Source organism: Microcoleus sp. AT3-A2, from assembly GCF_036705685.1.
Taxonomy (GTDB): domain Bacteria; phylum Cyanobacteriota; class Cyanobacteriia; order Cyanobacteriales; family Microcoleaceae; genus Microcoleus.
Genome location: NZ_JAUBVF010000030.1, coordinates 46319 through 69446, shown reverse-complemented (window position 1 = coordinate 69446; position 23128 = coordinate 46319). Strand labels below are relative to the sequence as shown.

Sequence of the window (23128 nt, the reverse complement as noted above, 5' to 3'; positions counted from 1 at the left end):
CAACAGTCAACACTCAAGCATTAAACCAAGAGGAAGAATTATGGCAGAATACCGCCAAATAGAATACCGCATCGGCAAAGATGGCAAAATTACCGAAACCGTCCTCAACGCCACAGGTTCGAGTTGCACCGAAACCACCGCCGGAATTGAAAAAGCCCTCGGAAAAGTAGAATCTCAAGACTTGCTGCCCGAATACTACCAAGGCGAAGAAAACTTGACCGTTGAACAAACGCAGACTTTAAAACAAGTTTAGAAGAGTTAAAGATGTTTGAGATCCTCGGTGCCACAGTTGATGTAACAACAGTGCCTGCCTTCAGCTTCGCGCTGGCTGTCGGGGGCATTTTTCTCATTTTAGTGTACCTTTATGCTGCATCTGAGGCGGGAGATGCGATCGAGTTTAAGTACGATACAATTCTGCGGGAACGCATGAATCAGCTAGACATTCTCGATTGGCAAGATTTAGGCGAAAAAGCAGGCTTAAGTCGCTTTGCGGTGCGCTTAGTGCGGCAGGGAGACGTGGGAAAACTCACGCTAGACCAACTGAGGCGGCTGGCAACAGTGCTGAATTTGAATTTTCAAGAGTTCGATCGTACTTTGAGCGCGCTGCCAATGTCGGCTACAATCACAACTAATCCCAGCGAAATAGAAGAATTGAGGCAGCAGTGTTTCCGGTTGCGATCGGAATTGCAGCAGCAAAAAGCTCAACTAACTGCCGATTTTCGCCGCGCTACCTTTGAACAGTTGCAAACTTTGTTAACCAACTATCCCGCCGCCCGCAAAATGGCAGAAGCCAAGCCGGATATGCCCGCCAAAAATCTCTCAGCTTTGTTTACTCCCTTAGAAAACCTGTTATCAAGCTGGGATTTTGAAACAATCGGTTCAGCTTGGGAACAAACTGCTTACAATCCGCAGTTGCACCAGCCGGATGTTGAGGATATAACCGAAGGAGAATTAGTTTATATTCGATTTGTAGGCTATCGGGAGGGAGAGCGAATTCTTACTCCGGCTAAAGTTAGTCGCACCCTGCCAGCGGGAATGAAAAATTAATTTTTAAATTTTAAATCAACATGACTACAGTTGCCATTGACTTCGGCACCAGCAATACGGTTGTCTGCATTCTTAACCCGGATACGCAAACACCAGAAACTTTGAGATTGGGGGAGATGTCCCGCATTTTTAAAACGAAGAATTTGAGCGGAGATGTTCGAGAAATATCTGTAGTACCAACTTTAATCTTTGTGAAGAATGCCGGAGAGTTGGTGTTGGGAGAAAAAGTGCGATCGCAGCGTTTGGGACAATCCCAGCCAGACCGTTTTTTCAAAGCTTTTAAACGCAATTTAGCTGCCGATTTTCAGCCGCCGCCCCGCAATATCGACGGCGAAACCTACACAGCCGAATCAGTAGCCGAACAGTTTATTAAGACTATTTGGAAACAATTATATTTACAAAATATACAGCCAGAAAAAGTAATTTTTACAGTACCCGTCGGAGCATTTGAGCGATATTTAGATTGGTTTCGCGACTTAGGAGAAAGTTTGGGAGTTGCGGAAATTCAGGTAATAGATGAATCCACAGCCGCCGCCCTGGGATATGCAGTAAAACGCCCCGGCTCTCTAGTTTTAGTAGTTGATTTTGGCGGCGGAACTTTAGATTTAAGTTTAGTCCGTACTGCTGTAACCCCCCCCTTACCCCCGCGAAGCTTGGAGGGGCTGGGGGGGGTGCGTGCCGAAGTGTTGGCAAAATCCGATGCTTATGTAGGCGGCGAAGATATTGACATCTGGATTGTCGAAGATTATTTGCGGCAAATTGGTTCGTCGCGGGCAGAAGTCGGCCCAGTTGGCTGGCAAAACTTATTAGAAATAGCGGAAAAATTAAAAATTCAACTTTCTCAAGTTAATGAGGCGAAGGAAAGCTGGTTTGACGATGAAAATTTTATGTCTTACGACTTGCAGCTAAACCGAGACAAGCTTGAGGAAATTCTGGAATCTAGGCAGTTGTTAGAACAGTTGCGGGAAAGTTTAGATGAAGTGCTGAGTATTGCACAGGGAAAAGGTATCGGCAAGGCAGATATTGAACAGGTTTTGCTGGTAGGAGGAACTTCTCTAATTCCGGCTGTATCTAATTTAGTGGTTTCGTATTTTGGGCGGCAAAAAGTCAAAGCTGACAAGCCGTTTGAAGCGGTGGCGCACGGTGCTTTAGGGTTGACACAATTAGCGAGTGTTGACGATTATTTGCGTCACAGCTATGCAATTCGCCTTTGGGAACCTTATGCTAAAGCTTATGCTTATTCGCCGATATTTAGCAAGGAAATGAAGTATCCCTGTCAAAGTTCCGAAGAGTTGACGCTGCAAGTGGCAATTGAAGGGCAAAGGGAAATTCGGTTAGATATTGGAGAAGTTGCGGAGGTATCGCAGGCGGAGGTTATTTTTAATGAAAAAGGGCAAATGACGAGCAGTTGGCTCAACAAACAGACGGATTTTCGGTCTCTGGAAAGCCACCACCAGCAGGTTTGTGTGGCGCATTTGAACCCGCCTGGGGTATTGGGAATTGACAGGGTTTCGGTGAGTTTTGAGGTGGATGAGAGGCGGGTTTTGTTGGCGACGGTGCGGGATTTGGTGACTGGTAAGGTGCTGGTGGAAAAAGGGGCGATCGCCAAACTGCAATAATGGTAAAATTTTTAGATAACATTCGGATCTTGAAATCGCTACTCCACAAACTCTCGTCCTGATGGTGCGCGGACTGAATAATATCGATTAAAATCAAATTTGTGCCGCCATGAAAAAGCAACAAAATAAATTCAGCCACCTGACGGCCATCGAAAGAATTTATCTGTCCTTTCCAGCAAGATTTTTATTAGATAAAAACTTGCTGCAAGGCAAAGTTTTAGATTTTGGGTGCGGCTTGGGCAGCGATGTGAGATTGTTGCAGCAAAAAGGCTTCGATATTACGGGTTATGATCCTTATTATTTCCCGGAATTCCCCGAAGATAAATTCGACACAATCATTTGCTTTTATGTTTTGAATGTTTTGTTTCCCGAAGAACAAGCTAATGTCCTGATGGAAGTTTCGCACCTGTTGAAACCGGGAGGGCAGGCGTATTTTGCGGTGAGAAGGGATATCAAAAAAGAAGGCTTTCGAGAACATTATGTCCACAAAAAACCTACATATCAGTGCATTGTCAAACTTCCTTTTAAGCCAGTTCACCTAGATGAGTCTTGCGAAATTTACAAATACGTGCATTACAATCATCAAAGAAATTCAACTAATAACTGCATATTCTGCAATCCGTATAAAAACCTAATTTTGCTAACTGAATCAGCAACCGCTTATGCGATGTTTGATGGTTATCCCGCCAGCAAAGGTCATGTTTTAATCATCCCCAAGCGTCACGTCGCTAATTATTTTGAACTGCCGTTTCGAGAGCAATCGGCTTGCTGGTTTATGGCTAATAAGGTGCAAGAAATGTTAAGTAAAACCTTTCAGCCTGACGGGTTTAATGTGGGAATAAATATTAATAAACAAGCTGGTCAAAGTCGCACTCACGCGGCTATTCATGTTATCCCCCGTTACAAGGGCGATGCGGCTGGGAATAAAGGCGGAATTAGGTATGTGATTCCCAAGAGTGAAAAATAAAAGTTAGCAAATTGTGAAAGGAATTATTTTTTACTGCAGAGGCGCAGAGAACACAGAGGAATAGAGAAGAGAGGAATTCATAATTTTTGTAAGGATTGTTATATTTGAGCAAACGGCGAGCAAAATAGAGTTAAAATGTGTTTGCAAGGTCTAAAACTACACATTAGCAGTAATTTGGTGTTCTGTTTATGTCTAAGCGCAAAAAGCAAGAATGGCTCAAGGAAACTCTAGAACTCAAAGAAGACCACAATTGGAAGTCAAAGCCGGGAACTCGAATTTTTGTAGCAGGAAGAGGTGCAGTCCGCTTTGATGTCCCGGAAGATTGGCATTTTGAACCGGATACTAATTCGTTCCGGTTTACGGATAAAAAGCCGCCGGATGATGATTGTCGTTTGGAGGTTTCGTTTAATTTGCTACCACCTAATAACTGGGCAGATTTTCCGCTGGTGCCGCTATTACAGAAGGTGGTTGAAGATGATACGCGAAATCCGCTCGCTCCTGGGGACATTATCCAATTGAAGCGGCAAACTGCCCGCATTGTTTGGACTGAATTTAAGTTTATCGATCCTCCAGAACAGCGGGAAGCTTATTCTCGAATCTGTATTGGATTGGGTTCTAATGTTCAGTGTTTGATTACTTTTGATTACTGGGTTGACGATGCAGAGCGTTTGACTCCTGTCTGGGATACGGTGATGGATTCGTTAGTTCTGGGTTTGTTTATTAGCGACCCTCGAACGGGGTTCGCACGTCCAGACTAGACGGATTTTCTGGGAAACTTTCAACCACTAATTTTGCTAAGTGTTGGATTGGCAAGCCACCAGTTAGTAAGTTTAGAACCTAGATTAAACTTTACAACCGCTTTGCCATGAAAATATCTGGCTTGCCAATTCCGTTTGCGTCGGGCATTACTCCGACGATCGCAAAACCCATTTTTTGATAAAATTCGTAGGGATGACCGCGCAAATTTCTAATTTTGGCGATGTGTTCCCAAACGTTAGGATAAAGATTGATGCCTGAAAGAGTTGTTTGATTGTCTTCGTCGTCGGTACCCACCCACAGCACGATCCCTCCCCGGTTTTTAGCTTCTGTTGCCAAATCAGCTACGAGCGATCGACCAATTCCTTGTCCGCGAAATTCTGTTCTCACTACCAGCGGGTGCAGTTCCCAAACATTACCGTCATACTGTTTAATCCCGCCAATCCATCCCAAAACTTGATTGCTGTCGCCGACAGCAATTCGACTGATGCGATCGGCTCCGAAAGATTCTTGCACTTCTTGCAAAGCAGAATTTAGATCGGGCCAAGCATCGGGCCAATGCTCTTTAAAACCTTCAACTATTAATCTAGCTACCTGTTGAATTTTTGGCTCGTCAACCGCACGCAAATCTGTAATTTGTACGTTCATGAATTTACATACTAAATCAAGGATTACGGACTAATACGCTCACAAACCGGATTTTATAACCGGGGTAAACGGCAAAAACTAAATATTATTAATAGTCTTCAGGCTCCTTATGTTCCCAAAGAGAAAAGTTATTATTGGAAAGTTGCGTGAAGCGAAGCTATCCCGCAGGGAATCGCCCGTTAGCGTTAGCGAAGCGATCCGAAGGAAAGCCCTGGAAGAGGATCGCCAATTCCCCGCAAAATACTAACACAAGTGCCGTACAATTATCCCACCATCCGGCATCAACCAACCTGCTAACCCCATGCTTTGCGATTACCTGGTACAAATCCTCACCGCCCGCGTCTACGATGTTGCTCAAGAAACAGCCCTAGAATGCGCCCCCAATCTATCAGCACGACTCAACAATAAACTTTTGCTGAAGCGAGAGGATATGCAGTCGGTGTTTTCCTTCAAACTGCGGGGTGCGTACAACAAAATGGCGCAACTGTCGCCGGATTTGCTAGCACAAGGTGTGATTGCAGCTTCCGCCGGCAACCACGCCCAAGGAGTCGCCCTCGCCGCCCGCCACCTGGGCACTCGCGCGATCATAGTCATGCCCGTAACGACGCCGCAGGTGAAGGTAAATGCGGTGATAGCCCGTGGTGGAGAGGTAGTCTTGCATGGGGATGCTTACGATGATGCTTACGCCTTTGCGCGCCAATTAGAGGCCGAAAAAGGTATGACTTTTATTCACCCTTTTGATGACCCCTACGTGATTGCTGGACAGGGTACGATCGGCATGGAAATTCTGCGGCAACATCAAAAACCAATTCATGCGATTTTTGTGGCAATTGGTGGCGGCGGATTGATTTCGGGAATTGCGGCCTATGTCAAGCGGTTGCGGCCGGAAATTAAGATTATTGGCGTCGAACCGGTGGATTCCGATGCAATGAATCAATCGCTGAAAGCGGGTAAACGGGTGCGTTTGTCGCAGGTGGGTTTATTTGCTGATGGCGTTGCTGTGCGGGAAGTGGGGGAGGAAACTTTTCGGTTGTGTCAGGAGTATGTGGATGAGATTATTTTGGTGGATACGGATGATGTTTGCGCGGCGATTAAGGATGTTTTTGAAGATACGCGATCGATCTTAGAACCTGCTGGCGCTTTGGCGATCGCAGGTGCGAAAGCTTACGTCGAACGCGAACAAATCGCAGGACAAACATTAATTGCTGTTGCTTGCGGCGCGAACATGAATTTCGATCGGCTGCGTTTTGTAGCAGAAAGAGCCGAGTTTGGCGAACGCCGCGAAGCCATTTTTGCAGTCACAATTCCCGAACAAGCTGGCAGTCTCCGCAGGTTTTGCGAGTGTCTTGGCAAACGTAATTTAACTGAATTTAGCTATCGAATTGCAGATGAAAAAGAAGCACATATTTTTATAGGCGTGCAAATTCAAAACCGTGCCGATGCGGTGAAGATAGCCGCCAGTTTTGAAGATTGTGGCTTCAAGACTTTGGATTTAACTGACGATGAATTAACGAAATTGCACGTCCGGCATATGGTGGGCGGGCGTTCGATGCTGGCCAATCATGAATTGTTTTATCGCTTTGAATTTCCCGAACGTCCGGGTGCGTTAATGAAGTTTGTCGGTTCCATGAGTCCTAACTGGAATATCAGCGTTTTTCACTATCGAAATAACGGCGCAGATTACGGGCGAATTGTGGTGGGAATTCAAGTACCGCCCGATGAGATGAAGGAGTGGCAGGCTTTTTTGGATACGCTAGGCTATCAGTATGGCGATGAGAGTCAGAATCCGGCGTATAAGCTATTTTTGAGGTAGGGTTTTTTGGGAAAGTTACCCTCTTTATGAAGTTTAAACCGGGGCAACCAGGGAAGGATTGCCCCTACAAAAACGAATTACTTGCAACGCGAGACTAAGAAATCTGCCGGATAATGAAGCTGCTAAGTATAATTAAGCAAAGAACACTAAATTTTGATATTTTTATGCAAACACCACAAAGTGAGCAAATACCGGGAACTTTAATACAAAGTCTTTATGAAACAGATTTTTATGCTTGGACTCAGGAACAAGCAAAACTCCTCAAACATCGAGAATGGAGTCAAATTGACCTACCTAATTTAATCGAGGAGATTGAGTCATTGGGAAAACAACAACGCGCCGAATTAAGAAACCGCTTGAGCATTTTGATTGGACATTTGCTTAAATGGGAATATCAAGTATCAAAAAGAAGTCGCAGTTGGGTGAATACAATTTCCATCCAGCGTATCGATATATTAGAGTTACTCAAAGAAAATCCAAGTCTCAAACCTTACCTACAAGAAGCTCTCCAGACAGCTTACATCAAAGGAATGGCATTAGCTTCTGGAGAAACAAATCTGCCGCGAAAAACTTTTCCAGAGAATTGTCCGTATGTGTTGGAAGACATTTTTAGCGAGGCTTTTTATCCTGGTGAACCTGCAACAGATGATGTGATGGAATGAGAGCGATATTAGTTTTTTAATTAGGGCGATCGCACTTGGGTTTTCTGGTTAGGGCGATCGCTCTTCGCACACCACAATCCATTCTGGTTTTATCCAACGCGGGAAACCCGCGCTGCTGCAATTAGCGGTTGTCCATCCTCGATCACCGCGCGAAAGTAGCGCTGCACGGGCTGGGGTAAATCGGCGATTTCCCGCGCATCAAATGTGAGAGGTTTAATCGGCGATCGATCGCGCAGCTTCCAGATTGGCTCGCAGTTCCTTGGTACCGAGATGCCAGCGGTATGCTCCCAGGGCGATCGCGCCAACAATGCCAACTACAAGCGCGAGGATAATTAGTACGATCGCCGATCGCCACATGGTGATTCCTCTTGGTAGGTAAAAACGAGTTAATCAAGCGCGAGTCTTAAACCCATCGACCCACTACAACTCTCAGCGTTCCATCTGCCAAAGTTTCCTCTTCTTCAACATTAAAACCCTCTGACTGCACCGCCGCCATCAAACTTTTGCGCGCGTATTTTTGACTAATTAAATTGATAAATTCCTGCTGATTAATTCGAGCGCCCCAAAAATCCGCCACCAATTCGTAATCCTCTCCGTTGCGGCGAAAACCCAAATCGTAACCATTGGATTGCCGAATCACGTACTCCGCATTAGTTTTGTCACCCCGATAACCCCGTACCTGCACATTGGACTCTACTTGATAACCTAACTCTTCCAACACTTGATGCAGCAGTTCGCCGTTTTTGATCTGAACCTTGATAGTTGTGAAGTGTGACATATCACTTTCGGATTTTTGTGTAAAACGCTGATTTGATTATAATAGCATAAACTGCAACAGTCAATAAGCTAGAACTTGCGCTCTTAAACGAGGTTTGAGCGTCAGCGAAAGCAGCCAGGTTACAAGCCCCCGGATTCATCTGTGCAGAAATTAAAAACATAGTATCCGATAACAATTCCCCAGATTCATCCGTGAGTTCGCTTTCTTCAATTATCCAATTCTTCAAATCTAAAATCTAAAATCTAAAATCTAAAATCGTATGATGGCCGACAATCCTAACCAACCCAGAGAATATGATGCCGTCCTCGGCGTTCAAAGTCAAATCCCGATCGCCGACGCTGTTTTGGGAGGCATCGCCGGGGTCAAGCAGCGCTTCAACAGTCCTAGTATCGAGTCGCGGATTGCCGCTGTTAAAGATGCTCCTAAATACGGAGGCGCTGGTTTAAATTTAGCAATTGAGGCGCTGCTTGACCCCGCACCAGAAGTGCAGCGAGTTGCTTATTTAATGTTGCGATCGAGGACAGAACCTTTAGTCAGCCAAGCTTTAAAAGAATTCGTCCCTTACAAGCTTTTTGACTGCATCCGCACGGTCAAAACTGGGACAAATGTTGCGATTAGTCCCGGAGGATTTCGCACGGCGAGTTTGCACGGCAAAATAATTAGAATTTGCGATGTAGATACAGGAGAAATACTCTATACTGTTGACAAGTATCCCCGCGCTCAAGAAACTTTTGTATTTTGCAAAGAAAGCGAAGTTTTTGTGAGAAGCAGAAATACTCCGAAACACCGTGCGATCGAAATTTGGCAAGCAGGAGAATTGCGGCATACTTCCCTCGGACATGAAGAGGAAATTAGCGCAATTGTCATCAGTCCCGACAGTCAAGTTATCGCCAGCGGTTCGGCAGATACTACTATCAAAATTTGGAATTTAGAGACGGGAAAGTTAATCTGTACTTTTGGTAATCATTTAACTTGGGGAGCTGATCAAGCAAGAATTATTAGTCTTGCTTGTAGCCCGATCGCACAAACTCTCGCTAGCAGCAGTTCTGACGGTACATTTAAACGGTGGAGTCTCCGCAGCAAAGCAGGAATTGTTAGTCTTGCTTTCAGCCCGATCGCACAAACTCTCGCTAGCAGCAGTTCTGACGGTACAATTAAACTGTGGAACCTCCGCAGCAGAGAGTGCTCTCAAACAATTAAGGGTTACGCGAATTGTCTGGCTTTGAGTCCAGACGGGCAGACTTTAGCTACTGGCGGCTGGGACAGAAATATTCAACTGCGGCAGCTATCGAATCCAGATAGTTCAATCACTTTGGCAGGGCATTTTAACTCGATAAATGCGATCCTCTTTAGTGCCGACGGACACACTGTTGTCAGTGCTAGTGCCGATGGTAATATCAAATTTTGGAATGCCAGTACCGGCGAAAACTTTTACACTCTCAGCGGACATCAAAGCTCTGTTACTTGTCTTACTTTTAGCAGCGATGGCGAAACTATTATCAGTGGTAGTATAGACAAAACTGTCAAAATTTGGGGAGTGAATTGAAGGAAGTTCGGCAACGAGCACTGTACAAGATGTAACGGATGGAAGAAAGAGGGAAGAGGGAAGAGGGAAAAAGGCAGAAGGCAGAAAGAAGAAGGAAGAAGGAAGAAGGCAGAGGCGATACGCATGGGAAAAGTTCAATTAAGCGCGTCCTAACCGTCGGGGGCGCTGGCTATATTTACAAATTCCAGATTCCAGGTTCCTCGGTGCGTGAATATACGCAAACAAATATAATAAATTTACCATCCCAGTTCTTGTGCAAGCCGAGGATTGCGGAACTTCTTTTTGCACTACTACGAATAATTCCCGTAAAAATACCGACGGGTAGGTATTATTCAGCTTATTATCAATTTGTTAACTGTCGCCGGAAAACCTGAGCGATCCGCAATTTCTGAATCCTTTAAAGTAGCTTTAATATATCGGATCTTGGTCGGATGAGTATTCCTGCTAATTGTAATATTTGACTGAAAAAGTTTATGCTTAAAAGATAGGCTGGGGTTAAATATACAGTGCGCCCTAGAGTAACCATGTCACACTGCAACCAATCCATCTGTCGTTCCCGCAATCTCGCAGAAATGTGCGATACTGCTGCCAGTTGGCAGCAAAAAGCCGATCGACTAACGGTAGAATTAAACACCACCCAGGATCTGCTTCATGCAGAAATCGATCGGCTCAAACAAGCCAACGAAACCCTTCACGCCGCCGTCAGTTGTGCCCCAATTTTCCTGTGGGCAACAGACAGAGAAGGCAAGTTAACCCTTGCAGCAGGGAAAGGATTAGAAAATTTGGGACTCAAACCAGGTACAAGTGTCGGGCGATCGATTTTTGAAGTTTACAGCAGCCAGCCAGATATCTTAGAAAATATTGCTGAGGTACTAGCAGGAAACGATCGCACTTGGAACATCCGAGAGAAGCATTTTATTCACGAAATTCGATCGGCAGCCCTGCGAGATGGAAACGGCGAAGTTGTCGGCGCAGTCGGTGTGTCTACTCAAATTACCGAGCGCGAGCACTCCATTGCCACTCTGAAAACGGCAAATCAAGAATTAGAAGAGAGACTTCAGCAGCAGACGGCAGTCTTCAATGCAGCACTTGCCGAAAGCGAAAAAAAGTACCGTAACCTCGTAGAAACCTCCCAAGAATTGATTTGGTCGATCGATATTGAAGGCCTCTTGACTTTTGTCAATTCCGCCGCCAAACGCATCTACGGTTACGAACCGCCAGAAATGATCGGACGCCGCTTCTCCGATTTTTTAGTTCCTCAGCAAGAAAGTAGACCAAGAGAAATATTTGCCCAACTTTTAGCGAGAACCAAAGTTCAGCCACAAACCGCTAATTCTCCTTACGAAACAGTACACATTCGCAAGGACGGTACTCCCGTTCACCTGCGCGTCAACAGCATAGTCAACCAAGCTGAAAACGGCGCTATTTTAGGCTTGTGCGGAACGGCGACAGATATTAGCGACCATAAGCGATCGGAAGAAGCACTCAAAGAAGCTACAGACCAACTTCGCGCCGTCTTGGATGCCGTACCCGGACTGATTTCTTGGATAAGTTCAGATTTGCGGTATATAGGAGTCAACCAGCACTTAGCAACCTCATTCAACCTGTCTCCTGAAAGCTTTGTCGGTCAAGAAATCAACTTTCTCGACAAAGGCTCAACTTTCGGAGAACTGATCCGAATTTTTTTTGACAGTTCCTCTCAGCAAACCTGCCAAGAAATAGAAATAGAAATTAACGGTTTCGTCCGCAACTATTTGATAGTAGCTCAGAAATATCATCAGGGAACCGCAGCAGTTTCTGTAGGAATAGACATTACCGACCGCAAGCGTGCAGAAGCTCTCAAAAACCAATTGATATGCTCGCTGCAAGAATCAGAACACAAATTTCGCAGCCTTTATGAAGCCACCAGTGACGCAGTAATGTTGCTTGATGAAAAAGAGTTTTTTGACTGCAATCCAGCTACCTTAAAATTATTTTGCTGTAGCAACACAAAACAATTTTACGGCAAGAAACTGAGCGACTTTTCCCCACAATTTCAGCCTAGCGGACAAGACTCATCCAGTCTAGCAATACAGAGAATATCGACAGCAATGCAAACAGGTAGCTGTCGCTTTGACTGGGTACACAAACGACTCGACGGTTCAGAATTTCCTGCTGAAGTGCTGTTAAATGCAATGGAAATTAACGGACGAAAAGTAATTCAAGCAGTAGTGCGGGATATTACAGATCGCAAGCGCGACGAAGATGGCATTAAAGCATCCCTTGCAGAAAAAGAAGTTCTCCTCAAAGAAATTCACCACCGTGTCAAAAACAACCTCCAAGTTATTTCCAGTTTGCTCAAACTTCAGTCCCGCTATATCCAAGACAGCCACGTTAGTGAAATGTTAAAAGAAAGTCAAAACCGAGTCAGATCAATGGCCCTGGTTCACGAACAATTGTATCAATCCAAAGACTTGTCAAACATTGACTTTGCTGAATACATTCAAAATCTCGCCCACAATTTATTCCAAGCTTATGAAAATCATGCAGAAGGCGTCAATTTGCAAACAAATATTGCGCCGTGTTCTCTCAATATTGATACGGCAGTTCCTTGCGGGTTAATTATCAACGAGCTTGTGACAAATGCCCTCAAATATGCTTTTAAAGGGCAAGTTAAAGGTAAAATTAACATAGATTTCACTTTAGATAATAACAGAGTTTGCGTGCTAACCGTGAGCGATAGCGGAATTGGTTTGCCTCAAGATTTAGATTATCGAAAAGCCCGAACGTTGGGTTTGCGACTGGTCGGGTCTTTAGTTAAGCAAATCCGGGGGGGAATAGAACTGTTAGAAACTGCTGGCACGACTTTTAGAATAACCTTTTCTCAACCCAAATTGCACTCTGAGGAGAAAATTTAGTGTCAAACAAAAAAATTCTGATAGTTGAAGACGAGAGCATCATTGCGGAAGACATTTCCGACAGTTTGATATCTCTAGGGTATAGAATAACTGGGATGGTCTATTCGGGAGAAGAAGCAATTGAATCGGCAGCCAAATTGCGCCCGGATTTAGTTTTAATGGATGTTAATCTGCAAGGAGAAATCGACGGCATTACAGCAGCCGAAGAAATTCGCTTGCGCTTTCAAATTCCGGTAGTTTATCTAACAGCTTATGCCGATGAAACTACTTTGCGACGAGTCAATAGTACAAAACCGTTCGGCTATATTGTCAAGCCATTTGAAGAGAAAAACTTGCACACAACTATTCAACTGGCACTCTACCGACATCAGTATGACAGCTTAACCAACCTGCCGAATCGTTCATTTTTGCGAGAAAAGTTAAGTCGAGTATTAGATGGTCAAAAAGAATTGTCAGGAGTCGTACCAGTTGTTACGCTTAGCTTAGATAAAATCAACCGCATTAACAGTACCTGGGGACACGATATCGGCGACTCGGTGCTTTGCAGCATCGCCCAGCGGCTAACTAACTGCATGGAAAACATTACTATTGTTGCTCGTTTGGAAGCAGCAGAATTCGCACTGATTCTTAAACCAGTTGCACAAAAACAGGATGTGGCTAAGATTGCTCAAAACATTTTAGATATTGTATCCCAAGGTATGATTGTCAAAGATTGCGAAGTCTCTGTCACTGCTAGTATGGGGATCTGCTTGTATCCTGGGGACGGCACCGACGGAGATGAAATGCTGAAAAATGCTTATATAGCAATGTATCAATCTCAGCAGAAAGGCGGGAATAATTATCATTTTTATACGAAAAAAAATGCTAATTTTTTCATCAATACACTTCTTCAAGAAACTTCCCTGCGCCATGCTTTAAAAAGCTCAGAATTTGAAATCTACTATCAGCCACAAATAGCAATTAAAACAGGTAAAATTATTGGTGCTGAAGCTTTGGTGCGTTGGAATCATCCAGAACGGGGGCGAGTTTCCCCTGGGGAATTTATTCCAATGGCTGAAGAAATGGGCTTGATTGCGCCGTTGGGCGAATGGGTATTAGAGACTGCTTGCAGGCAAACTAAAACATGGCAAAGAGCAGGTTTACCGCCTCTGCGAGTGGCAGTTAACGTGTCAGCCCGTCAATTCGAGCGCAAAAATTTCACGAAAAGAGTCAGGGAGATATTAACAGAAACCGATCTCGATCCCAAGTGTTTGGAATTAGAACTGACTGAAAGTCTTGTTTTGCAAGACGAAATTGCAGCAGCTAAAGCTTTTAGGGTGTGGAAAGAGCAGGGGATTAGGATAGCAATTGATGATTTTGGAATGGGATATTCTTCTTTGAGTTCTCCGAAACGATTTCCGTTGGATGCGATAAAAATTGACAAGAGTTTTATTCGCGATATTGCGGACGATCGCCAAAATGCAGCGATTACAATAGCCATTATTCAAATGGCACACCACATGAACATGACTGTGATTGCTGAGGGGGTAGAAAATGAGTCGGAACTTGCTTTTTTGTGCGATTACGAGTGCGACGAAATTCAAGGTTATTTTTTCAGCAAAGCTCTACCAAGCGGTGAGTTTGAAGCGCTACTGAAAAGCGATAAGTGCTGGGATTTACATCAATTCCGGTTGCAATCCTCCGGAATAGTTGACTGTTGACTGTTGACTGTTGACTGTTGACTGTTGACTGATGACTAATGACTGATGACTGATGACTAATTCAAAAGATACGATCGCCCAACCAACTTCCCAGCCACAGCCCAAAACCGGAAGTAGCCACCAACAGGATAAACGTATAAAGCCCGCTTCCGTTGTGGATCAACCTTTCTGCAGCTACCATCCGCGCCACCACTCCAGCAATAATGCCGATCGCAGCCCAAGCCCCATAAACACTCTTAGACCCGGCGATAGCCAAGGCTTGGACGATCGCCCCCGAACCTGCCCCAGCAAAAGCCCCCGCCCACGCCCCAATCCCCAGCCCGATCGCACCAGAGAACCCGACGGGGCCGCCAGAATTGACGCCTACTTCCGTCGCCAAACCACACGTCAAGCCGACAATCGCCCAACACACGGCAGCCACCAACGCCTTGGCCCAATCCCCAGAACCAGTTCCAGCCATCAATCCCACCAGTGTCACCACTCCCGCCACGGCCAAAACAGCAGCCACAGCCCGAGACTCGGCCTCGGAACTGGCGATCGCCCCCAAACCAGCCCCAACTGCGCCCCAAGCAGCCCCTGTGACCATTCCTCCCGCCTGAAAACCGGCGATCGACCCCCCTACCGCCCCAGCCAAAACTAACGCCGCCAGCCACACTCTAGGCGTTGCCGAGCCCTCCGCCAGCAAAATCGCGGCCCACAGCCAATCTGCACCGCAGATTAAAGCCCACATCCACAGCGGGGCGTCTGATACCGTCAAAATCCAACCGGTCAAAGCGTAACTCGCCACGGCGATTGCCAGCGGCCACCAAGGGAAGCTTGAATAGTGTTGAGATGGTCGCACTTCCCTCGGCGCGCTTCGGGGTTTTGAGTATTGAGTTGAAAATTCTGTTTTCCTTCTGGAAGTAAGCTTTCGATAGTTTTGAGATGGCCGTGCTTTCCTCGCAACGATTCGCCCTGGTTGCTTTGTGCCCCGCCACGCTGGACCATTGTGAGTGGTAAATCGTTTCTTTCTTGAAGAGGTTTTTTGAGTTAGAAATTTTTTGGAGGCGGCTTTTGGGCGGGTTTGACGGCGCTGGGAACCAGGCCTGGCTGCTGATTTTCCAGAACGCCTTCTCAGCGGCTTTTCCGGCGCCGGCGGGGGTGGCTGCTGAAACTGTTGTTCGATCGACTTTGATTCAGGCTGACTCAGAAACAACACCAACTGCTGGTAAGCTTCATTAATTTCTGTTAATCTTTGGTTAGCTTTTTGTTGCAGGCGGTCATTGTGGGCAAACCGATCGGGATGCCACACAAACGCTAAATCCCTGTAAGCGCGCTTAATTTCTTCTAGGGAACTTCCTGGCTCAATTTCGAGGATTTCGTAGCATCGGTTAATGTCAGCCATAGGCTTCGGGCAGGTGTTTGTAAATTCGCGTGAAGCGAAGCTATCCCGTAGGGAATCCTACTTAACATCTTCTACTATTCTCAGCCAAGCTGCACAGTAAGCCGAGATCCGATCGAGTGTCAAGCGTCCTCAAGTCTGCGGGCCATCCTTCCGGTCGATCAATGCAGGCGGACAACTGAGTACAATGAGAAAATCCTTTCGTGCGATCGGTATTTGTGTCTGTGTCGGCAAATCAAGCTCCCATCTTCATCTTAGTTGACGGCCACTCCCTGGCCTTTCGATCCTACTTCGCCTTTGCCAAAAGTCGAGACGGAGGCTTGCGAACTACGACGGGCATTCCCACCAGCGTCTGTTTTGGCTTTCTCAAGTCGCTGCTGGAAGTAATGGCCGCCCACGACCCCCAGTACATGGCGATCGCCTTTGACCTCGCCACACCCACTTTTCGCCACGAAGCAGACGAAACTTACAAAGCCGGTCGTGCCGAAACTCCCGAAGATTTTATTCCCGATATCAAAAACCTGCAAGAACTCCTCAGCTATTTGAATTTACCTGCAATAACTGCTCCAGGCTACGAGGCGGACGATGTTTTGGGAACTTTGGCAAACAAAGCCAGCGCGGCCGGTTATCAGGTCAAAATCCTCACGGGCGATCGAGATTTGTTTCAATTAGTAGAAACCGAAAAACAAATCAGCGTATTATATTTGAGTACCGATGAACTCAGGCGATCGGGCAAAGGCAAATCCCAAGAATACGGCCCGGAAGAAGTCAAAGCCAAACTCGGTATTTTGCCCGAACAAGTAATAGATTACAAAGCTCTCTGCGGCGACAAATCCGACAACATTCCCGGAGTCAAAGGCATCGGCGACAAAACCGCCCTGCAATTGCTGGAGGCTTACAATTCCCTTGATGGAATTTATGCAGCCATCGACGAGATTAAAGGAGCAACTAAGAAAAAGCTAGAAGAAGGCAAAGAAGCTGCTTATCATTCTCAACGCATGGCAACAATTGTCCAAGACGTGCCATTAGAAATCAACTTAGAAAATTGCCAGCTTATCGGTTTTGACGAATCAGCCTTGATTCCCATGCTGGAAAAGTTGGAATTTAAAACCTTTTTAAGCAAAGTTAAACAAATTCAAAAGCGTTTTGGTGGTGTAGAAGAGAAGGAAAAACAAGAAGAATCCTCCTCAAACACCCTAGAACAGCAATTGGAGGGTGTAGAAAAGCCATTGGAACAGGGCGGGCAAGATGCCCAACCCCTACTCCCCACAATAGATAAGTCACCTCCAACTTCTGAAAGTTCAGAAGAAAACGCCTTATCCTTTTGGAGTCATAATGATACCAAAGCCGCCCAGCAAGCAAACAAATTACCCATTAAACCCCGAATAATTCAAACAATCGAACAGCTAAACGAATTAGTTCAACTGCTGCAAACCTTCACCGACAAAGCCTCACCCGTGGCGTGGGATACCGAAACCACCGCCATCGAACCGCGAGACGCCGAATTAGTCGGAATTGGCTGCTGTTGGGGAACTGGTGAAGAGGATCTCGCTTACATTCCTACGGGACACAAAACGGGCAAAAACTTGGACAAAGCCACAGTTTTAAATGCTTTGCGTCCGATTTTGGAAAGCGAGAATTATCCCAAAGCGCTGCAAAATGCTAAGTTCGATCGATCGATCCTGCGTTGTCAAGGAATTAAACTAGCAGGAGTCGTCTTCGACACCATGCTAGCCAGTTACGTACTCAATCCCGAAACTAGCCACAGCCTCAGCGAATTGTCAAAGAAATATTTAGGAATTGTTGCCAAAAGTTACAATGAATTAGTACCGAAAAACAAAACAATTGCTGACATCAGTATTGTAAAAGTAGCCGACTACTGCGGCATGGATGTTTACACTACATTTCAGTTAGTAGGTAAACTTAGAGCAGAATTGAAGGAAGCTGATAAAACTAGCTTTCCCGGAAAAACTTTGGAGGGGTTATTGCTGGAAGTAGAACAGCCCCTAGAACCAGTTTTAGCAGAAATGGAATATCAGGGAGTTCGCATAGACACAGGATATCTTAAAGAACTCTCCAATCAAATGGAACCGGAATTAGCAGCAATTGAGCAGGAAATTTATAATGCCATACCTCTTGAGGATTTCAAGGCTTATCTCGCCGAAAAAATCGAACATATCGAACCAACTTTAGGCACGGTTCCTCAGAAAGTTTACGAGACTGTGCCCAGTGCAATTTTAAAGCCTTATCTCAAGAAAATATTGCCAAAAAATAACCTGGATTTAGCTGAAATTAAGCAGAAAGTTGACAACACAGCACCCAGTGAACTTTTAAAGTTGAACTCACCATCCCAGTTGAGCGAACTGCTGTTTGACATACTCCAGCTAAACACCAAAAAGTCTCGTAAAACTGCGACAGGCTTCTACTCCACCAATGCTGACTTCCTAGAAAATTTGCAAGGAGACCATAAGGTTGTCGATGCTATCTTAGATTACCGTACCCTGCAAAAGCTTTATTCTACCTATGTAGATGCTATACCGAAGCGGGTGCGTCCCGATACTCAGCGATTGCATACTGATTTCAATCAAACTGTTACAGACACAGGTCGTCTGTCTTCTTCTAATCCTAATTTGCAGAATATTCCCATCGGTACGGAATTTTCTAAGCAAATTCGCAAGGCTTTTTTACCGGAAGAAGGTTGGCTGATGGTGTCGGCTGACTATTCTCAAATTGAACTGCGAATTTTGGCTCACTTGAGTCAAGAACCTGTGTTAATTGAAGCTTACCAAAATAACCGAGATGTGCATACTGTGACGGCTCAACTGCTGTTTGAAAAGGAGGAAATAACTCCCGACGAGCGCAGGTTTGGCAAAACGATTAATTTTGGCGTAGTTTACGGTATGGGGGCGATTAAGTTTGGCAAATCGATGGGTAAAAGCGCAGCAGACGGCAAGGAATTTATTAAGCGATTTAACGAGCGTTACAGTAAAGTTTTTGAATATTTGGAGAAAGTAAAAAAAGAGGCGATCGCCCTCGGATACGTTACCACAATACTCGGCCGCCGCCGTTACTTAAACTTCGAGAGCGAAAGCCTCCGCGACTTAAAAGGCCGCAATCCCCAAGACATTCACTCCGATAGGCTTAAATCTCTCAGCAGAGATGACGCCCAATCTTTGCGGGCAGCAGCTAACGCTCCCATTCAAGGTTCCAGTGCTGATATCATTAAACTTGCCATGATTGAGGTAGACAAAATTTTGCAAAACTATCAGGCGCGGCTACTGCTGCAAGTTCACGATGAATTAATCTTTGAAGTCCCTCCCGATGAATGGGAAGAATTGCAACCAAAAATTAGAAGTGCGATGGAAAGTGCTCCGACAATTATAAGTGCGATGGAAAATGCTCTGCCCAAAAATACAAGTGCGATGGAAAATGCGCCCGGTATGGTACCGCTGATAGTTGACATCCACGCTGGGCAAAATTGGATGGAAACTAAATAAAACACAGAAATATGAGCCAACTTAAAATTGCCATTTTCCCAAAAATAAAAACCTTAAGTGCAGTTGCTGTGCTATTGCTACTATTCGGGTGTCCACAAAAGTTCGCACCGAATAACTATGCTGTCAAGCGAGTCAGCGACGGCGACACCCTTGTCGCTAGCGATGCCGCCGGGAAAGATATCAAAGTGCGTTTTGCCTGTGTAGATGCACCGGAAGTGGCGCACACCAATGCTGAAAAAAATAGCAAAGCAGCAGCAAAGAAAAATCAATTTAAGTGGGGAAATCTAGCCCACCAAAGAATGCAGCAGCTTGTCAAAAAAGGGGGCGACCGCGTTGTTTTGACAGTCACCGATACTGACCGTTACGGTCGCAAAGTTAGCGAAGTTCGCTTGCCAAATGGTACATTTGCCCAAGAAGTTTTGATCCGCGAAGGATTAGCAATGGTTTACCGTCCTTACTTGAAAAACTGTCCGAGTGCAAGTATTCTGGAACAAGCGGAAGCCGAAGCTAAGAAAAATCGCCGCGGCGTTTGGGGAGATTCTAAATTTGTTCCCGCGTGGAAATTTCGGAACAGTGATAAATGATGGGAAGAAAGCCCTCCGACTTCGCGATCGGGTAAAAAAAAGGAAAATGGTAGGAGTACGAGCTAAGTCTTGCCTTCGGAGTTTTGTTAGTCTAGTAGAGCCACAAGTTTCAACCTATTTGTATATTGACAGGGACAAGATTATGTTGTTGGGGTGGAATCGGGGAACCTTTATCAGACATTTACAGTCTTGGAGTCACTCCGGTTTTTTTAAACCCCGTCTATACTATAAATCCTAGGTTTAGCTGCTCCGCATCGGCCCAGGAAGCGGGTTTCTAGATACCGATGCCGATCGTCCTAATTTAGTACAATACAATCAGGACGAGGTTCTGCTCCTACGGTCTGCAATCTGTGGAGTTTCGGCGATAGCTGACGCCAGATTCATCTAAAACCAGACATGAGTTCGATCGCACTTTTGTCCCAGCTTTTTTTAGGAAAAGTCAACAAATGTGATAGGCTCCAGATAAACTAATAGACTGCTGACAAAAGCGGTCTATTGCAATCACCCAAAATTAACTTTAAGGGACATCAATGAATTTCAAACATCTGGTTATTTCCGGCCTTGCCCTGCTCCTCGGTACTACAATCGTAGGAAATGCTATTGCTCAAGAACTGACCGAAAACGAAAAAACGGTTATTTGTCGCTTGAAAACAGAAGTTGACCAGCGGAAAGGCAACGGTCAAAAATTAGTATTTGTGCCGTTGCTCGGTCAAGTTCGCAACCAAGTTTCATCTCCTTTTAGAGCGACGCTGCATCCTAATGTGGAGTATGTTTTTGTTGCCACTTGCGACGGAAATTGCCAGGATTTAAACTTATCTCTTAAGGATGCAAGCGGCCAGGAAATAGCTGTGAGTCAAAAGACAGGCGAACTGGCGTCAATCTCTTTTACTCCCCCATCCCAAGGTGAATATCAAATCAGTGCTAAGCCTGGGGAATGCAAGACGGCAGAGGGTTGCAGTTACGGCATGGGAATCTTCGTTCCTGCCTCTGCGAGCGTACCTAATGCTTCAAGAATTCCTGCTGAGATAGCACAATTTCAACTTTGCCAGTAGGGGAACAGCTATAGAGTTGTGGGTTGCGAGTAGAGTAGAGTTATGAATTAGAAATCTAACTCATAACTTGCAACTTATAACTCGCCACTCACAATATCGCAACCACGCCCGACGGTGAGCACGTTCTTAATTACTGAAATGCTCCCTTTGACTATTTCTTCCTTCTTTCTTCTTCCTTCTGCTATAATTTGTTACGCATAACTCCTCCAAACTGTCAAGCCGATCGAGCTGTGGAACCCTGCAAAGGCCCAATAACTGCCGAAAGCGGGCTTGAAGCCAGAACTTTATTTACCCTCAGACAGGCATCAATTAGAATATAGATGGTGCCTCTCAAAGGTGACGAGTACATTGCCCATGTCTTTAACCTTAGCTTTGAAAAATCAACTGCAGAACCGTCCTCAAATAGGGTTGAAAAGTCTGTTGGGCCGCTTGGGTATCAGGCAGAAAATCGGCTGCGGATACGCATTGGTCATTGGTATTGCCGTTTTGGGTGCTGTGGCGGGACGGGGAGTAGAATCCTATCACAAGCAGCAAGTTAGAGAAAAACTAGCGCTCGACCGAGATAAAGCGGAAATCCTGACAAACCTCAACAACACGGTGCAGGAAGTCAGAATTCAGCAGCAAGAGCTGGCGAGTCTGACGGCCAAACCGCAAATTTTCGATAGCCAACGCTCGGAATTCCTGACTCGCGTTGCTCAGATGAGCGGCATCCTCGAACAACTGCAAACCTCGTCGCCTACGAAGAATCCCGAGGTTGCCAAAGACTACCAACAGCTTCAACAGTTCGCTCAAGTCAACGGCAAAACCGTAGAATCATACTTTCAACAAGTACAAAAATTGTTGGCTGCTGCCAAATTATCTGCTTTGAATCCGAAGCAGCAGCAGGCTTTGGGGCAAAACTTGAACAATTTTGTGGCTGGCGAAACTGCTTTGAAACTCAAACAGTTTTCCGAGGATTCAGCCCAACTGGCCGCCAACTTTCGGGAGAAAGCAGATGAGGCATTGAGAACCTACGAAAATGCCGAAAAACTCGGAACTCTCATTCTCGTTTGCTCTCTCTTGATATCAGGTGCGATCGCAGCAATTCTAGCAGCATACACCAGCGGGGCGATCGCTCGCTCCTTAGAAGCCACCACCCTCATCGCTCAGCGAGTGACAGAAGAATCTAACTTTGACCTGCAAGTACCCGTCACTACTTCCGACGAAGTGGGAATGCTAGCAATCTCCCTCAACGAACTGATCCAAAGAGTAGCTGAATACACCGAAGAATTGCACGAAGCAAAAGTAGCCGCCGAAGCTGCCAACCGCTCGAAAAGTGCATTTCTCGCCAACATGAGCCACGAACTACGCACCCCCCTCAACGCCATCATTAACTACAGCGAAATGCTGCAAGAAGATGCTCAAGATTCCGGTTCAGAAGACTTTCTCCCGGACTTAGAAAAAATTCAAACCGCAGGCAAACACCTGTTAGATATGATTAGCGACATCCTCGACATTTCCAAAATAGAAGCCGGTCACGTCACGCTTTATTTGGAAAACTTCGACGTGGCGACCATGATTGAAGAAGTGATGACTACTGCTCAACCGCTAGTAGAAAAGAAAGGCAATTCTTTAGCACTGAAAACCAAAGGCGAACTCGGCACAATGTACGCCGATCAACCGAAAGTGCGGCAAATTCTCCTTAATTTGCTCAGCAATGCTGCCAAGTTTACCGAAAAAGGCGTCATTACTATCGGCGTGGAAAGAATGAAAATTGAAAAATCAAGACCGACCAAACAAAATAAAAATAATGATTTTCAATCGGGTTCAAGCTACACTTCTCAAGTTTTAATGTTTCGAGTCAGCGACACCGGAATCGGCATGACGGACGAGCAATTAGAGCAGATATTCAAACCTTTTACCCAAGCTGATGCTTCGACTACCCGCAAGTACGGAGGCACGGGTTTGGGATTGACAATTAGCCAGCGTTTGTGTCAAATTCTCGGCGGCGAAATTAGCGTTGAAAGCGAGGATGGTAAGGGTTCAACTTTTATTGTCAGTCTCCCGGAACGGGTAGTTATGCAAGCATAAAGTCAGGCAAGATATTGATTTTGACACGGATACACATATTAATTATTGAGCATTCGTCAATAGTCAGGAGGCAGATATTCAAGGAAAAAGAAAGAGGGAGGAATGAAGAGG

General features: G+C 45.5%; 19 protein-coding genes. 14 read left to right on the top strand and 5 right to left on the bottom strand.

Going from position 1 to position 23128, the window contains the following annotated elements; all coding sequences use genetic code 11:
- Positions 1–40 precede the first annotated feature (40 nt).
- From QUB37_RS17740 to QUB37_RS17720, 5 genes are all read left to right on the top strand, one after another.
- A complete protein-coding gene (locus QUB37_RS17740; RefSeq protein WP_190662874.1) occupies positions 41–253 on the top strand; it encodes a DUF2997 domain-containing protein in 213 nt (70 codons plus the stop codon).
- An 11-nt stretch (positions 254–264) separates the two neighbouring features.
- Positions 265–1047, top strand: coding sequence for an XRE family transcriptional regulator (locus tag QUB37_RS17735; protein ID WP_333164348.1), 783 nt, complete (start codon positions 265–267; stop codon positions 1045–1047).
- A 20-nt stretch (positions 1048–1067) separates the two neighbouring features.
- Positions 1068–2666 (top strand): Hsp70 family protein, encoded by a 1599-nt coding sequence (locus tag QUB37_RS17730; protein WP_333164346.1) that lies wholly within the window; start codon positions 1068–1070, stop codon positions 2664–2666.
- A 109-nt stretch (positions 2667–2775) separates the two neighbouring features.
- The gene (locus QUB37_RS17725; RefSeq protein WP_333164343.1) at positions 2776–3633 is read left to right on the top strand and encodes a bifunctional class I SAM-dependent methyltransferase/HIT family protein; all 858 of its coding nucleotides are present in this window, start codon (positions 2776–2778) and stop codon (positions 3631–3633) included.
- 188 nt (positions 3634–3821) lie between these two features.
- A complete protein-coding gene (locus QUB37_RS17720; RefSeq protein ID WP_333164341.1) occupies positions 3822–4391 on the top strand; it encodes a hypothetical protein in 570 nt (189 codons plus the stop codon).
- A gap of 91 nt (positions 4392–4482) precedes the next feature.
- Here QUB37_RS17720 and QUB37_RS17715 read toward each other — a convergent pair whose 3' ends face one another.
- Positions 4483–5037, bottom strand: coding sequence for a GNAT family N-acetyltransferase (locus tag QUB37_RS17715; RefSeq protein ID WP_333164339.1), 555 nt, complete (start codon positions 5035–5037; stop codon positions 4483–4485).
- 280 nt (positions 5038–5317) lie between these two features.
- Here QUB37_RS17715 and ilvA point away from each other — a divergent pair, with 280 nt between their 5' ends.
- Both ilvA and QUB37_RS17705 read left to right on the top strand, forming a co-directional pair.
- Complete coding sequence (ilvA, locus tag QUB37_RS17710) at positions 5318–6850, top strand: threonine ammonia-lyase, biosynthetic (RefSeq protein ID WP_333164375.1); 1533 nt, start codon at positions 5318–5320, stop codon at positions 6848–6850.
- Positions 6851–7014: 164 nt separating this feature from the next.
- On the top strand, positions 7015–7512 hold the full coding sequence (locus tag QUB37_RS17705) for a DUF29 domain-containing protein (protein WP_333164336.1): 498 nt from the start codon (positions 7015–7017) through the stop codon (positions 7510–7512).
- Positions 7513–7601: 89 nt separating this feature from the next.
- Here the strand turns inward: QUB37_RS17705 and QUB37_RS17700 are convergent, their stop codons facing one another.
- From QUB37_RS17700 to QUB37_RS17690, 3 genes are read right to left on the bottom strand one after another with little or no spacing between them, the layout of a single operon-like run.
- Positions 7602–7679 (bottom strand): hypothetical protein, encoded by a 78-nt coding sequence (locus QUB37_RS17700; protein ID WP_333164373.1) that lies wholly within the window; start codon positions 7677–7679, stop codon positions 7602–7604.
- Between the two features lie 46 nt (positions 7680–7725).
- Positions 7726–7869: a hypothetical protein gene (locus tag QUB37_RS17695; protein WP_333164377.1), complete on the bottom strand. Its 144-nt coding sequence runs from the start codon at positions 7867–7869 to the stop codon at positions 7726–7728.
- A gap of 46 nt (positions 7870–7915) precedes the next feature.
- On the bottom strand, positions 7916–8290 hold the full coding sequence (locus tag QUB37_RS17690; protein WP_333164334.1) for a DUF1257 domain-containing protein: 375 nt from the start codon (positions 8288–8290) through the stop codon (positions 7916–7918).
- A 259-nt stretch (positions 8291–8549) separates the two neighbouring features.
- Here QUB37_RS17690 and QUB37_RS17685 point away from each other — a divergent pair, with 259 nt between their 5' ends.
- From QUB37_RS17685 to QUB37_RS17675, 3 genes are all read left to right on the top strand, one after another.
- Entirely contained in the window at positions 8550–9836 is a 1287-nt protein-coding gene (locus QUB37_RS17685; RefSeq protein WP_333164332.1) for a WD40 repeat domain-containing protein, read from the top strand.
- 524 nt (positions 9837–10360) lie between these two features.
- A complete protein-coding gene (locus tag QUB37_RS17680) occupies positions 10361–12733 on the top strand; it encodes a PAS domain S-box protein (RefSeq protein WP_333164330.1) in 2373 nt (790 codons plus the stop codon).
- Positions 12733–14433, top strand: coding sequence for an EAL domain-containing protein (locus QUB37_RS17675; RefSeq protein ID WP_333164327.1), 1701 nt, complete (start codon positions 12733–12735; stop codon positions 14431–14433). Before QUB37_RS17680 ends, QUB37_RS17675 begins: the two co-directional genes overlap by 1 nt.
- Positions 14434–14494: 61 nt before the next feature.
- Here QUB37_RS17675 and QUB37_RS17670 read toward each other — a convergent pair whose 3' ends face one another.
- On the bottom strand, positions 14495–15817 hold the full coding sequence (locus tag QUB37_RS17670) for a J domain-containing protein (protein ID WP_333164324.1): 1323 nt from the start codon (positions 15815–15817) through the stop codon (positions 14495–14497).
- A 200-nt stretch (positions 15818–16017) separates the two neighbouring features.
- Here QUB37_RS17670 and QUB37_RS17665 point away from each other — a divergent pair, with 200 nt between their 5' ends.
- From QUB37_RS17665 to QUB37_RS17650, 4 genes are all read left to right on the top strand, one after another.
- Positions 16018–19311 carry a DNA polymerase I gene (locus QUB37_RS17665; protein WP_333164321.1) on the top strand — a complete coding sequence of 1098 codons (3294 nt, stop codon included), beginning with the start codon at positions 16018–16020 and terminating at the stop codon, positions 19309–19311.
- An 11-nt stretch (positions 19312–19322) separates the two neighbouring features.
- Complete coding sequence (locus tag QUB37_RS17660) at positions 19323–19895, top strand: thermonuclease family protein (RefSeq protein ID WP_333164317.1); 573 nt, start codon at positions 19323–19325, stop codon at positions 19893–19895.
- Positions 19896–20425: 530 nt separating this feature from the next.
- Positions 20426–20947, top strand: coding sequence for a hypothetical protein (locus tag QUB37_RS17655; RefSeq protein WP_333164315.1), 522 nt, complete (start codon positions 20426–20428; stop codon positions 20945–20947).
- A 354-nt stretch (positions 20948–21301) separates the two neighbouring features.
- Positions 21302–23017: an ATP-binding protein gene (locus QUB37_RS17650; RefSeq protein WP_333164313.1), complete on the top strand. Its 1716-nt coding sequence runs from the start codon at positions 21302–21304 to the stop codon at positions 23015–23017.
- The last annotated feature ends 111 nt before the right edge of the window (positions 23018–23128 follow it).